Raw genomic sequence first — 14,019 nt, 5'->3', positions numbered from 1 at the left:
TCCCCCTTATAGTTTGTAATAATTTTTATTTTCGAACAAAAAATGGGTATTACGTGTATCAAAAATTAAAGAAGCTTGTTGATCAATTAAAGAGTAATCAATAGTTGAATGATTCGTTAAAATTAATACTGCATCTGCTTGTTGGATTATTGGTGCTGTTAATGCAACCGTATTGAAATGTGATTGTTCGATAGAGAATGTTTGTATATAAGGATCAATGATTGTTAATTGACATTGTTTATCTAGTAGTTGCTGAATAACATGAAGTGCTGGCGATTCACGTGAATCGTTTATATTAGGTTTATAAGTGACACCGATGACAACAATATTGGCTCTATACAGCTCTTTATTTTGAATACTTAAGTAATTACTTAGTCTCTCGACTACAAAGTTGGGCATTGAGTCATTGATTTTATCAGCTGCTTCAATTAACGTTGCAGAGATACCATGTTGTTGCCCAGCCCATAGTAGATATTTAGGATCGACTGGAATACAATGCCCTCCCACTCCTGGCCCTGGTGTAAATGGCATAAAACCATACGGCTTTGTAGAAGCTGCATCAATAACTTCCCAAATATCAATGTTCATCTTATAGCAAATCTGACTTAACTCGTTTACAAGGGCTATGTTAATTTGGCGAAAAGTATTTTCCAGTAATTTCTCCATTTCAGCCACTCTAGGGCTTGTCACAGTACACACATGGGTATGGAGAACTGTTTCATAAAAAATCTTTGATAATTCTAGGCATGTGGCTGTTATTCCCCCAATCACTTTTGGTGTATTCGACACGGAAAAGTTGCTATTTCCTGGATCAACACGTTCTGGTGAATACGCTAAAAACAAATTATGACCAATAGTAAAACCATATTTTTGTAAAATAGGCTGGACCATTTCTTCTGTTGTCCCAGGGTAAGTCGTACTTTCAAGAATAACTAGCGCATTGGCTTTAATATTTTGTCCGATGGCATGCGTTGCTTCTTCGATATATGAAATATTAGGTGTTCCATCAGGAGTAGTAGGTGTAGGTACACAAATAATCACAACGTCTGCTTGTGAGAGCATAGAAAAATCTTTAGTTGCTTCAAAATGTTTACTTTCGATCATTTGCTCTATATTTTCTCTCGGTAAATCAGCAATATAACTTTCACCATTTTGCAATTGTCTGATTTTTCCTTGATTCTTATCAAAGCCAACTACCTTAAATCCATTTTGAGCCATTTCCACAGCAAACGGTAAACCTACATAGCCAAGTCCAATCACTCCAATTGTTGCTTTTTTTGTTTGGATTTTTTTCAATAAAGCTGTACTTAGTGATTTCGTTTCGCTCGTCATTAAAATTACTCCTTTATTTAATCTGTATTTTCATTGTTTTTTCTTTATTTAATTGAGGAACGCATTCCATAAAGCAATGGTTCAATTCTCGTCATCTTTTGTAAAAACCCCCTTCAACATTCAAACTTACACAGGACTCTTTAGTCGAAATAGATCAGTAGGATTACACATCACTCAAAATAAGTTTATTAACGTTTATATAGTACTAATTGAAGCTGAACAATTTCTAAACAATCACATACAAGGTAATAAAAACCTATTTCCCTAAAAAATAAATCAAATTTTCATTATAAAAACGTCTATTTACGACGTTTTTTATATTAACCATTAACTGTAAATTTTTTTGTTTAGAAAATTTTTTCTTTCTACAATTCTAAAAATCCCCTTAAGCCTCGGTGAACTGCTCCCCAAATGTTAGACACATCTAACATTTGGAGGAGCAGTTTTTATATGGCTAAATTTACATCGGAAGAAAAACTACAAGCAGCCTTACGTTACATAAAAGGCAATGAAAGTTCACATGAAATTGCTAAATCTATCGGAACAGATCACAAAGCAATTCTTAATTGGGCGAAACAATATGAGTATAATGGCGTAGAAGCGTTTATAAAGCGATATACAAATTATTCGGCACAGTTTAAACTAGACGTACTAAACTTTATGATTGAAAATGGTACGTCCTTACTTGAAACAGCAGCTATCTTTAAGATAGCTACGCCTTCTACACTTCGTAGTTGGAAAAAGCAATTTAAAACAAAAGGATTCGATGCCCTTCAATCAAGGAAAAAGGGGCATCCATCCATGAAAAAAGAAACGAACAAACAACCAAAACAAGCACCAGTAGAAGGGACACCTGAAGCACTTCAAGCAGAAATCAATCGTCTACGTATGGAAAATGAGTACTTAAAAAAGTTGAACGCCTTAGTTCAAGCCAAGGAAAAATCACCAAAGAAGACAAAGTAAAGGTCATCTATGAATTAAGGCATAAATACTCGGTGAAGGCGCTTGCGAAATTCGCAGGCATTCCACGTAGCACGTACTATGATTTAGTGAAGAAGATGGATCGTCCAGATCCAGATGCCGAGTTAAAGGCCGAAATTCGAGCAATTTATAACGAACACGAAGGTCGTTATGGTTATCGTCGTATTCGTGATGAGCTAGCAAATCGTGGGAAAAAAGTGAATCATAAAAAGGTTCAACGTATCATGAAAGAATTAGGTTTAAAGTGCTTAGTGCGTATGAAGAAATACAAATCTTATAAAGGGACAATCGGTAAGATTGCGCCTAATAGATTGGATCGTAACTTCATAGCAGAAGCACCGAATGAAAAATGGGTTACAGATATTACGGAGTTTAAGCTGTTTGGTGAAAAGCTCTATTTATCACCTATTTTAGACTTATTTAACGGCGAAATTATTACGTACACAATTGGTCATAGACCAACATATTCGCTTGTATCAGAAATGTTGGAGAAGGCACTAGAGAGGTTGCCAGAGGAACATCAATTATTGATGCATTCAGATCAAGGTTGGCATTACCAAATGAAACAATATCGCCACGCCCTTGAATCAAGAGGCATTGTGCAAAGTATGTCACGTAAGGGAAACTGTTATGACAACTCTGTCATGGAGAATTTCTTCGGCATCATGAAGTCAGAATTCCTCTACTTAAAGGAATTTGATAGTGTCGAGCATTTTAAAAAGGAACTTGAAAAGTATATAACGTATTACAACACGAGACGTTTAAAGGCAAAATTAAAACTGAGTCCGGTAGAATACCGAACTCAGTTTACCCAAGCTGCCTAAACGAAATAACCGTGTCTAACTTATAGGGGTCACTTCACGGTTGACCACCGACACTTAAGGGGATTGGTAAATAAAAAAGAACTAAGGGCAGAACAATCTACCCTTAGCTCCTTTAATATGCTTTAAATAATTTTTGTAAAATATAATAGGATTGTTTTAAGCGCTCTTCATATTTTGGTACTTGCCATGTTTCCCATGTATAAGTAGAGAGTGGTGGTAAAACACCATTAGAAGCTGCTGGCATAGATTGAACAACGTTGTTCTCTTTATCTACAAATAAAGCACCAATATAAATATTGTCTACTTTAACCGCCGCTTTATCGCCATCTTTATACAGGTTACCTATAAACTCACGCTGACTCGGATCTTTAGCTTGAATCAATAACCAAGGGATGCGAAGTTCGATAACATTGTCATCGGTCCAAGTATAATCAACTAAAGAATCATAATCTTTTGCTTCTGGATTAGCATTTCCTTGAAGTAATTTTCCTGTTTCGTAGATACTAAAATCAGTCGTTCTATTTTGCTCAGGTAAAAATAGTTGTTTATTTAACACATAGTAAATAGGGGCGAACTTTCCACTATTTTTCAAGGCATTTGCCATTCGGGGAGCAACTAAATTTAAACGGTGGCCATATAAATAATCATAGAAATCGTAGTATTCATCAATAACAACCCTAGATTGACCGTTTTTATTAAGCTCAACTATAAAATCAACACCATTGGAAAACGTCATATTTTTTATAGATGTAGCTGACGTATTTCCTTGACCTGGTACAACATCTAATAAAATGCGAGGGGAGGTATTGGCTAACTCCCCACTTTTTAATTTAATGTACAAATAGCGCTCATCATAGTCTACTGCAAAATCTGTTGGGTTGTTTGGTGCAGTATCATATAGCTGTTTACCCGTCCATTCCGTTGTCTCTCCATCTACTTTTACCTTAAGTCTATCGAAGCTTAATAATCCAAACTGTTGCTCATTTGTTTGAGCATTGGACCAAAATGGTCGACGATTCGGATCATCATAATCCATCGTATTCCACGTTCGTTTAAACCACTCATCTTGCCATGTAAAAACAAGTCCTCCCATGAGCCCCTCATGCATAATATCCTCAAATAAATGTTGAAGTGTTTCTCCCTGTGCTTGCTCTGACATTTGCCCCTGATTCCAACCATATACATTATCATGTGTTTTACCACGTGATGCTGGGATACCAAATTCCGCAATAAGAACAGGCATAGTATGAGCTTCATGGAGCTCTTTTAAATAACCTGCATAGCTATTTTTGTTCCCTCGGAAATCGACATAATTTAAATAATCTTTATCGAAATTAAAGAAGTCAGGGTAATAAGGATACACATGATAGGAAGCAAATTGTCCTGGTGCTGTCATCTCTCCTTTTGTATAAATAACATTTGGATTGACCCCTACTAAATCTTCCTCCTCTGATGGCTCTGACGGATGTTCAAGAATGTCAGTTGTGACCCAGTTCGTGAAACTCATTGGACGTAGCCAGTTATATTTTTCCTTTTCATAAACTGACACCACATCCATTTGTTCTGCTAGCCAATGCTCAAACGGAGAGGCACCCTTTGTTTCAAAAAAAGTACCGTTGTATTGACCAATATTTGCATGTTTTTCATTCGTTCCCACAACCATGTGTGGATACCATTCAATTCCTAGTACCCATCCTATAACATATTTCGATACGTCTACATCATACAAGCCAGATGCATGTCCTGGGTGAGGCTCCACATAGATATTTCCATGAATGACATCTACCATTTGTTTCATTTCTAATTGGAAATCTTCTAACGTATCTTTGTCATAGGCATCCAATGAACCTGCTAAGCCCTCTTCATTAATCCAAACTCCATGTAAAACATATAATGGTTTTTTTGGATGTTCTTCATTATATTTAGCAAGTGCTCTATAAAAGCCTGGTGGATGTAATGTATAGACTCGTATCGTATTAGCATTCATGTCTGCTATTTGTTTAAACCATCGATAATATTCCTCTTCAGTAATTGCTGCTTCTCCAGGAAAGGCGCCAGGTTTCCCCATTCCGATATTGACACCCTTAAATACGATTGGTTCCCATTTGCCATCTCTTAGCACCTCAAAAGATTGTCCCTGAATCCTTGCATTATAGTTTAATTTCTCATGATTTACAGTATCCTGAACCTCTTTGTGCTCAAATGAATCAAATATTTTATGCATTACTGGGATGTAAATGGACCAATAAAACGAACTGTCCGCATACTTCTCAGCATATTTATAGATTGTAGGTAACCCTTTTATTTTATAAATATTCGGTACCCGTGCGATATCATTAAAATCTCCCGCAAAATAATAACTAGATGTGTAGCTTTTATCTTGGCCTACAATTGCTGCAAATTGTTCTGGAATGCCATTATCCTTTAACAGCTCTGTTCCTTTTTTTGTTAAATCCCATTTATAATTTGCAAGAGCATCTTCAGCATATTTAGGTGTAATAATATCAAACCAATAATCGTATTGCGCCCTTGCAGATGAATGAAAGAATTTTTTCCCATTTTCAGTAAACTGCACTTGAATACCTTCAGATTTAACATGCTTGTTCATTTCTAGAACAAGTAGCTCCTCAGTTATTTCGTTAAATAGTAAAAAGCCTCCACCTTTATATGACCAATTATCGCCATGTTCATCGATCACCCATTGCGGTATTTCTAAATTTTTATGATAATCAAGCTCATCGAAATAACGCCCGATCCAGCCAGACCATGTGATTCCTAAATAATCCTGTAATTCTTTACGAACTTCCCCTGATGTTGGTGAAGCAAACGTGTTATACTCAGCTATTAACATGCTCTTTTTTTTGCTGGCTAAGCGTTCGACGATTGCCTGCCATTCTTTTTGTTCAAGTCCCCCAACAATTTTTTCAGAACGTTCACCTAAACGTTTTGTTTGTTGTAAATCATCTTCATAAACTCCGTACGTATCTGCCAAATAAATGACATCATAGTCACTATAATCATTTGGCAAATTCTTTTCTACAACGCTTTTAGTTTCATCATTTGGAACGGTTCCATAGTAATCGCGTTCTACTTCATAAGGTTCATTATTTAATCTATATTTATAATGGTTTAAAAACCAATTCACCCCTAAGTGCTCTCGGTAAGACTCATTCGGAACCGTTTTATCTATAATGGCCACATTTAGCTGTTTTTCATCTTCCAAGTACCACCATGCAATAGGGATTATAATGAGGACTAGAACGACCATAACCCCTATATAGACTCGTTTCATACACTTTTCTCCTTTTCAGCAATGCCGACACGTTTCATATTACCCCAGTCACTTTTTCTTAAGACAAAACGAACTAATCCCTCACAGCGCCAGAATAATGTTAGTGGGCGATACCAAAAAATTTCTGTAAACGCTAAAAGAATCATGCGTAACAACTCTCTTTTTTTCGGATACGTATTCATACTCCACGATTCAAACAATACTGCCGCTATTGAAAAAATAACACCATAAATAACGAATAGTAGTAGCAGTATGAGCGCAACTTCATAATAAATTTTCCCTAAGAAAAAGGCTATGACAATATAAATATATCCACCTAACTCGACAAGAGGCCCTAGACATTCTACTAGCCAAAAATACGGGAAAGAAAGAAATCCAATCATGCCATATTTAGGATTCAAGGTCATTTTTTTGTGCTTCCATAGACTTTCAAATAACCCTTGATGCCACCTTCTTCGTTGATTGCGCAGTACCCCTAATGTTTGAGGTGCTTCCGTCCAGCAAACTGGGTCAGGTACAAATTCAATACGTTTATTTTCTTTTTTTTCTTTTATAAGTCGATGGATATTCACTACAAGTTCCATATCTTCGCCAATAATATTGGTTGAATATCCACCTGCTTCAACAGCCCATTTTTTAGAGAAAACACTAAATGCTCCTGAAATAATAAGGACTAAATTGAATTTACTTAAGGCTATTCTCCCCATTAAAAATGCCCGCAAATATTCGATTACTTGCATGATTACTAAGTAATTACTAGGTAATTGCGTCTCATAAATAGAGCCAAACTGCATCTTTGCACCATTTGCAATACGAATATTACCTCCTGCTGCAATGACCTCACCATCAGATAAAATGATAGGCTTCATCACCCGCAGCAAGGATTTTTCATCTAAAATGGAGTCCCCATCAATAGAGCAAAAATATGGATATTGAGATACATTAATACCCACATTTAGTGCATCAGCCTTACCACCATTTTCTTTATCAACTAAAATACAATTTTTATAGATTTCTGATTCATATATTTGTTTAATGTCTTTTGTAGGGATGTTAGTTCGAACAATTTTATTGATTGGCTTCATTTGAAAATGTTCGATGACCGTTTGAAGGGTTTGATCTGTAGATCCATCGTTAATAATGATAATTTCAGTTTGAGGATAACGTAAATTCAATAATGAATATACTGTATCTACAACTCCTACTTCTTCATTGTAAGCAGGAACAAGTAACGATACCGGTTTTGAATAAAAGGCATCGATATGTGCATCATCATACTCTGATAGATCGAGACGATAGCGTTTTCTTAAATCCAGCATAGCAATGATGAACATTGTACAATATGAAACAATAACGAACAGCATATAAAATAAAATACTGCCCGCAAAAAACATAATACAATTATCAATTATTTTCATATACTTCCCCTATTTTCTCGCTGCAATTTCTTGTGATATTTCAATTGCATATTGATCCTTTGAGGATTCAATGAATTGCTGTAATTTGGCAATACCATGTCGATCTTCTACAATCGTTTTTGCCGCTTGGGAACGTACCCACCAATTCTCATCTTGAAGAAGCTGCTCTAAATAACTATAAGTATAAGGAAGCGGTACATGTTGAAAAATTTTTGCAACCATTAACCTGGCTTCCCACACTTCTGAGGTCACAAAAGGKACAAAGGGATCCATCTCATCAATAATTCCTATTTCATATAGCCCTTTTAATGCTCTGATGTTAATTTCCGGTGTATCATGGTGTAATAATTTTTTTAATTCATCCAAATACTCCATATTTCTTTTTACAGCAGCAGTATCAATAACAGCAAATTGCATTTTGGCCGACAAACTATTAAAATCATGGAAAAATCGAATAAATACATTATCATCTAATAATATAAATAGTCTTCTATATTCACTTTCAGCGTAATTTACATTGGAATTTTTTATTTTCTCCATAAATAAATCTGGTTGGAAAAGCGAGTATATTTTCAATAACTGGAAATGTTCTTCATCTGTAATGTTATTTTTTTCGAATTCTTGGCACTTCGTTAGCAATTCATCTATTTGTAAGTCTGCAATTCGATAGAGGGCATTCATTCGAATACTCCATCGTTTACTGGATAAATCTTTTTCGTAGAATGCTTTTAAATATTGATTGGAGAATTGTTTAATTTTTAGTTCCACCTGTTCATTCCTTATATTCTTTAAATAGGATGAAAAAATTTTTTCAATAGCTTCTACTTGGGCCCTGCCTCGAGGAACCAATACGATACTAAATAATGCGTTATTGAATAAGTAATCATACCAAAGTTGAGAATAATTTTGTAAATAACGGTCACGAACTTTTTCAAAATAGCTTTCACGCTGCCGCTGAACAAGTAAATACATTAAAAAGATAAAGAGCACAACTAATAAAAAGAAAATTATTCCCAAAAGCGTCGAAACAGTCAGCTTGATCATTGCCAAAACCTCGCAAACGTTCTTTTAATTTTGGCTTCTAGCAAACGTAAATTAAATGGTTTGACAATATATTCATCAACACCGCCCTCATAAGCATTAAGCGCTGCCCCTTCAGAATTGCGTTCGGACATCATATAAATAATAAATTTCTTTTCATTTGGCATATGTCGTAAGATATGCAATATTTCTAAGCCATTTTTCAGAGGTAAAATATCATTCATAAGAATTAGATGCATATGCCCTGATTTATAATCATCCGATTGTAAAAAGCTATAGCCATCCTCATAAACCTTTACATCTAAGGAAAAATAAGGGATAGATATTTGGTTAAGCGTTGACTCTAATACTTGTCTAAAAATGGCGTTTTGCTCAATAATACTAACTTTCACTAATTCAGTTGGTTGCTCACAGTAATCCTTTACCTCTGCTATACTCCATGTTAATTGCTCATCCCCTGATAACATCCCTTCATCTTTATACAACAGCGCTTCACCACCCGCGTTATTATTTSKTTTTTCTGTTATAGAGGCCTTTAATGCAATCTGTTGGAACTTCCGTTCTGCTTTTAAGATGGCAAATATTCGTTTTAAAAACGCCCTAGCTTCTACATCACTACTTTGTAAAAAGAAGATGCCCCAATGATCTCCGTCGGATAATTGAAAAAGCAAGTCTGTCTTGCGTATTTTTGATTGTAAAAACGAGGTAACTTGATCATTCACATTTTCATTCAGTTGTGTAGCATTAGCTGTTTTTAAAAAGACTGCTGTTATAGTAAGGCGTGATCTAATCACACTTTCTCGCCATATTTTAAAGTAGCGCTCTACTTCATGTTCTTGCATGATGTCATGGGTGAATTTTATATCATTCATTAGAATCACTCCATCTAGTTTTTTCTTATTATTACTTTCTATCATTTATTTCGTAGATTAACAACATTACTATAGTAATAAATATGACTAAACAATAAATAGACGTCATAAAAAATACATAGTTTCTCATCAATTTAACTAAAAATAAAAAAGAGTACATAAGTCGTTAAACTTATGTACCCTTTTATAAAATTTTTAATTCTTATTTTACCGGTACTACTGCACCTTTCCACTCTTCTAAAATGAAGTCTTGGATTTCTTTAGATGTTAATACTTCTAATAATTTTTTAATTTCAGGTTTTGATTCATCACCTGCACGTACAGCGATGATGTTAACATATGGAGATTCTTTATCTTCAAGAGAAATAGCATCTTCAATTGGGTTTAAACCGTTATCGATGGCAAAGTTAGAATTGATAAGTACTGCATCGCCTTCATCGTTTTCGTACATTTGTACAAGCATTTCTGGGGCAGTATTTGCATCGAATTTAAAGTTTTTAGGATTTTCTTCAATATCCTTTAATTCTGCTGCTGTTTTATCAATGCCTTCTTTTAATTTGATTAAGCCTTTAGCCTCTAACAATGACAGCATACGACCATGGTCAGATACTGAATTAGAAAGTAAAATTGTTGCGCCTTCAGGCAGGTCTTCTAACGTTTTATATTTTTTAGAGTAAATACCGATTGGTTCAATATGAACGCCACCTGCATTAACGAAATCATAGCCATTGTCTTTAATTTGTAGCTCTAAGTAAGGAATGTGCTGGAAATAGTTTGCATCAAGTGTTTTTGAGTCTAAATCTTGGTTTGGTAGAACATAATCTGTATACGTTTCAATTTTAAGGTCTATGCCTTCTTTAGCTAAGATCGGTTTTGCTTTTTCTAAAATAACTGCGTGTGGTGTATTAGAAGCACCTACTTTTAATGTTACGTTTTCTTTGCTATCTGTTTGATCGCCAGATGCTGATTTTTCATCTTCTTTTTTATCTGTACCGCAAGCTGCTAATGCTAGTACAAGTATTGATAAAAATAATCCTGCTAATAACTTTTTCATTTATGACACTCCCTTGTATTTGTTTTAAATATGTTAGCGGTAAAAACCGGAATAACCTCATTTTCGTGCTAGCGTTTATCAATTTTTTCAGTAATTAAATCACCAATCCATTGAATAATAAATACGACTACTAAGATCAAAATAGTTGCCATTAATGTCACATCTTGGCGATTTCGCTGGAAGCCGTCTAAGAAAGCTAAGTTACCAAGACCACCTGCACCAATAATTCCTGCCATCGCTGTATAACCTACAAGAGCAACAGCCGTTACAGTGATACCAGAAATCAAAGCTGGTAATGATTCCGGAACCAATACTTTCCAAATAATTGTAGAAGTTTTTGCTCCCATTGAACGGGCTGCTTCAATCACACCTTTATCAATTTCACGTAACGCAATTAATACCATACGAGCATAAAACGGTGCTGCACCGATAATTAAAGCAGGTAATGCCGCATTGGCACCGCGAATTGTACCTAGTAAAAACTTCGTAAATGGAATTAATAAAATAATTAATACGATAAATGGAATGGAACGGAAAATATTAACGAGTGATCCTGTTAAAAAGTTAACGATTTTATTTGCCCATAACTGATTGGGGCTAGTTAGAAATAGAACAATACCAATGACTAACCCAAGAATAAATGTCACAACCGTTGATATAGCTGTCATGTATAAAGTTTCATACGTAGCTTGCCACATATTTTCCCAGTCTACATTCGGAAAGAGATTAGTTAGCATTTTCAATCACCTCCGTCTGTACTTCCACTGTATTTAAATAACGAAGGGCTTCAGTGACATTTGTCTGAGAGCCATCAATTTGCACAATCAATGTACCATATGCACCATTTTTTGTTTGTGAAATATTTCCGTGAACAATACTTACTTCTACATCAAATTGTTTCACAAGATGTGAGATGACAGGCTGTTCTGTTTTTTCACCAACAAAAATCAATTTGACAAGTTGTCCAGTTGGATAGTTTGTTTTAATTTGTGCTACCGTATCTTGTGTTTCCTTAGTGTCGGTAATTTGAGATACAAACTTCTTAGTAATAGCCGCCTGTGGGGCTTGGAAGACTTGTAATACCTCACCACGTTCCACAATTTCGCCTGCCTCCATCACCGCTACACGATGACAAATTTTGCGGATGACATGCATTTCGTGGTTCATCAGGACGATTGTTAAGCCTAAGCGTTCATTTATATCTACGAGTAAATCAAGAATTGCATCCGTTGTTTCAGGGTCGAGTGCGGATGTCGCCTCATCACATAGTAAAACCTCTGGATTATTCGCTAATGCACGTACAATTCGTACGCGCTGCTTTTGTCCCCCGGAAAGCTGGGATGGATATGCGTTATCGCGCCCTTCTAAGCGTACAAGGGCAATTAATTCCTTCACACGCGCTTCACGTTGGGCCTTTGGGAAGCCTGCGATTTCTAAAGGGAATGCAATATTTTCGGCAACTGTTCTTGACCAAAGTAAATTAAAATGCTGGAAAATCATACTTACCTTTTGTCTAGCTGCTCTAAGCTTTTGCCCTTTTATCGATGAAAATTCTTGATTGTTCACCGTTACTGTTCCTGCTGTCGGTTTCTCTAAACCGTTTAATAAACGAATCATGGTACTTTTACCAGCACCACTATAGCCGATAATGCCAAAAATTTCACCTTTATTAATAGTAAGGTTGACGTCTTTGACTGCCGTTAATTCGCCATTTGCTGTTTTGTATTTCTTTGTAATATTTTGAAGCTGGATCATAGCGAATACTCCTTTTCTCATATAGAAAACCCCTTCACTCACAGACAAGTAGAAGGGGTCACGTATGATACGTTAAACCGTTCTCTCATCTTTCAAAGAAAAATCTTTGGGTGATTTGGCACCTTTTCACATTGTGATGGTTGCCGGGCTTCATAGGGCACTTCCCTCCGCCACTCTTCATAAGAGTTCGATATATTTAATGTTTTAATAATATATTTGATACTTTACCACGCTAGTAAAGTTCAGTCAATTGATTTTTTTAACAATTCATATAAAAATGGTACGGATTGAAAAGCATAAATCTTTTCTGTCACTTTTCCGCCATCACTGATGAGTAGACAGGGAACACTTTCAATTTGATGCTCATAAGCTATGTGTTCCAAAAAGTTGATATTTGCTTTACCCATTTGTAGCTGTGGCAGTAATTGCTCAATAATGGACATCATTTTAGATGCCACTGCACACGTTCCACACATCGGTGTATATAAATAAAATGCAGTTTTCTCTCCCGACTGTTTAGCCGCTTCCCACTGCTCTATTGACCATTCTTCCATTTACTCACGCAACCTTACAAAATATATTCATTATGGATTGAAAAATGTGCACGCAGTAAAATCATTGCTAGCACTTTTCTTGGTGTCGTTTCTACTTCCTTGTATGTTGGCATTGTGCGCAGATGCTCAGCCTCTGGATAATGTCTGTCCATTAATGCACGTAGCTTATCACCAGAAGTATCTGCATCAAAAAAAGTAAATAGCTCACAGCCCTCATAGGGATCCAGTAGTTCTTCTAATTGATGCACACCAATTGTACCATTCGTACATAGTATTGTAACATTCTCATTCAAAATAGGCTCAATTTGTAGCTTATCTGAGCGCCCTTCTACTATCAAGCATTTTCCCTCGAACATTACGCCACCTCCATTTAGAGATCCCCACTTATAAGTCATTATATAACAAAAAACGCCGGTAGTTTCCGACGTTTTTCGATTATGGCTTGTCTTATTCAGCGATCATTTCTTCGTATTGCTCTGCTGTCATTAGTTTCTCAACTTCTGATGCGTCAGCAGGCTCAACAACGATCATCCATGCTTTTTCATATGGTGATTCATTAACGAATTCTGGGCTATCTTCTAAATCTGCATTTACTTCAACTACAGTACCTGAGATTGGTGCATATAATTCAGAAACAGTTTTTACTGATTCTACGCTACCGAATGGATCATCTGTTTTGATTTCGTCGCCAACTTGTGGAAGCTCAACGAATACGATATCTCCTAATTCAGATTGTGCGAAGTGAGTAATACCAATACGTACTTTTCCATCTTCTACTTTTACCCATTCATGTTCTTCAGAGTATCGTAAGTCTTTAGGTGTGCTCATGCAAAAAACCCCTCCATAAATATGTAATATATTCACTTTCAGTGTGCCATACTTCTCCTATAAATACA

12 protein-coding genes and 1 riboswitch are annotated in these 14,019 nt (G+C 35.8%); of the genes, 1 reads left to right on the top strand and 11 read right to left on the bottom strand.

Features of this window, described 5'->3' with window-relative positions:
• Positions 1 to 6: 6 nt before the first annotated feature.
• Complete coding sequence (locus tag ACHZEU_RS18525; protein WP_048394381.1) at positions 7 to 1,332, bottom strand: nucleotide sugar dehydrogenase; 1,326 nt, start codon at positions 1,330 to 1,332, stop codon at positions 7 to 9.
• 450 nt (positions 1,333 to 1,782) lie between these two features.
• Between ACHZEU_RS18525 and ACHZEU_RS18520 the strand changes: the two genes are divergently transcribed.
• Positions 1,783 to 3,137, top strand: a protein-coding gene (locus ACHZEU_RS18520; protein WP_139111235.1) for an IS3 family transposase whose coding sequence is annotated in 2 segments (ribosomal slippage) — positions 1,783 to 2,236 and positions 2,236 to 3,137 — 1,356 coding nt in all. Because the reading frame shifts where the segments join, the coding sequence is not laid out codon by codon here.
• Positions 3,138 to 3,249: 112 nt separating this feature from the next.
• Here the strand turns inward: ACHZEU_RS18520 and ACHZEU_RS18515 are convergent.
• From ACHZEU_RS18515 to gcvH, 10 genes are all read right to left on the bottom strand, one after another.
• A complete protein-coding gene (locus tag ACHZEU_RS18515) occupies positions 3,250 to 6,429 on the bottom strand; it encodes a hypothetical protein (protein WP_404803623.1) in 3,180 nt (1,059 codons plus the stop codon).
• Positions 6,426 to 7,847 (bottom strand): glycosyltransferase, encoded by a 1,422-nt coding sequence (locus ACHZEU_RS18510; RefSeq protein WP_404803622.1) that lies wholly within the window; start codon positions 7,845 to 7,847, stop codon positions 6,426 to 6,428. Before ACHZEU_RS18510 ends, ACHZEU_RS18515 begins: the two co-directional genes overlap by 4 nt.
• A gap of 9 nt (positions 7,848 to 7,856) precedes the next feature.
• Complete coding sequence (locus tag ACHZEU_RS18505; protein WP_404803621.1) at positions 7,857 to 8,891, bottom strand: HEAT repeat domain-containing protein; 1,035 nt, start codon at positions 8,889 to 8,891, stop codon at positions 7,857 to 7,859.
• The gene (locus ACHZEU_RS18500) at positions 8,888 to 9,760 is read right to left on the bottom strand and encodes a response regulator (RefSeq protein WP_404803620.1); all 873 of its coding nucleotides are present in this window, start codon (positions 9,758 to 9,760) and stop codon (positions 8,888 to 8,890) included. The genes ACHZEU_RS18505 and ACHZEU_RS18500 overlap by 4 nt, the downstream gene beginning before the upstream one ends.
• Before the next feature lie 202 nt (positions 9,761 to 9,962).
• Positions 9,963 to 10,814, bottom strand: a complete 852-nt coding sequence (locus ACHZEU_RS18495) for a MetQ/NlpA family ABC transporter substrate-binding protein (RefSeq protein ID WP_048394372.1) — start codon at positions 10,812 to 10,814, stop codon at positions 9,963 to 9,965.
• A gap of 68 nt (positions 10,815 to 10,882) precedes the next feature.
• The gene (locus ACHZEU_RS18490) at positions 10,883 to 11,551 is read right to left on the bottom strand and encodes a methionine ABC transporter permease (RefSeq protein WP_004228234.1); all 669 of its coding nucleotides are present in this window, start codon (positions 11,549 to 11,551) and stop codon (positions 10,883 to 10,885) included.
• Entirely contained in the window at positions 11,541 to 12,569 is a 1,029-nt protein-coding gene (locus ACHZEU_RS18485; RefSeq protein WP_404804603.1) for a methionine ABC transporter ATP-binding protein, read from the bottom strand. The genes ACHZEU_RS18490 and ACHZEU_RS18485 overlap by 11 nt, the downstream gene beginning before the upstream one ends.
• Before the next feature lie 82 nt (positions 12,570 to 12,651).
• A riboswitch (SAM riboswitch) is annotated at positions 12,652 to 12,755 on the bottom strand.
• A gap of 56 nt (positions 12,756 to 12,811) precedes the next feature.
• Entirely contained in the window at positions 12,812 to 13,123 is a 312-nt protein-coding gene (locus ACHZEU_RS18480) for a thioredoxin family protein (protein WP_048394370.1), read from the bottom strand.
• A gap of 14 nt (positions 13,124 to 13,137) precedes the next feature.
• Positions 13,138 to 13,479 (bottom strand): hypothetical protein, encoded by a 342-nt coding sequence (locus ACHZEU_RS18475; RefSeq protein WP_004228229.1) that lies wholly within the window; start codon positions 13,477 to 13,479, stop codon positions 13,138 to 13,140.
• 91 nt (positions 13,480 to 13,570) lie between these two features.
• Entirely contained in the window at positions 13,571 to 13,951 is a 381-nt protein-coding gene (gcvH, locus tag ACHZEU_RS18470) for a glycine cleavage system protein GcvH (protein ID WP_004228227.1), read from the bottom strand.
• Between the last annotated feature and the right edge of the window lie 68 nt (positions 13,952 to 14,019).

The sequence above is a fragment of the Lysinibacillus sp. S1 genome (assembly GCF_044986265.1).
GTDB classification, from domain to species: domain Bacteria; phylum Bacillota; class Bacilli; order Bacillales_A; family Planococcaceae; genus Lysinibacillus; species Lysinibacillus capsici.
The sequence above is the reverse complement of the archived record's forward strand: the minus strand, read 5'-3'. Positions and strand labels throughout refer to the sequence as shown.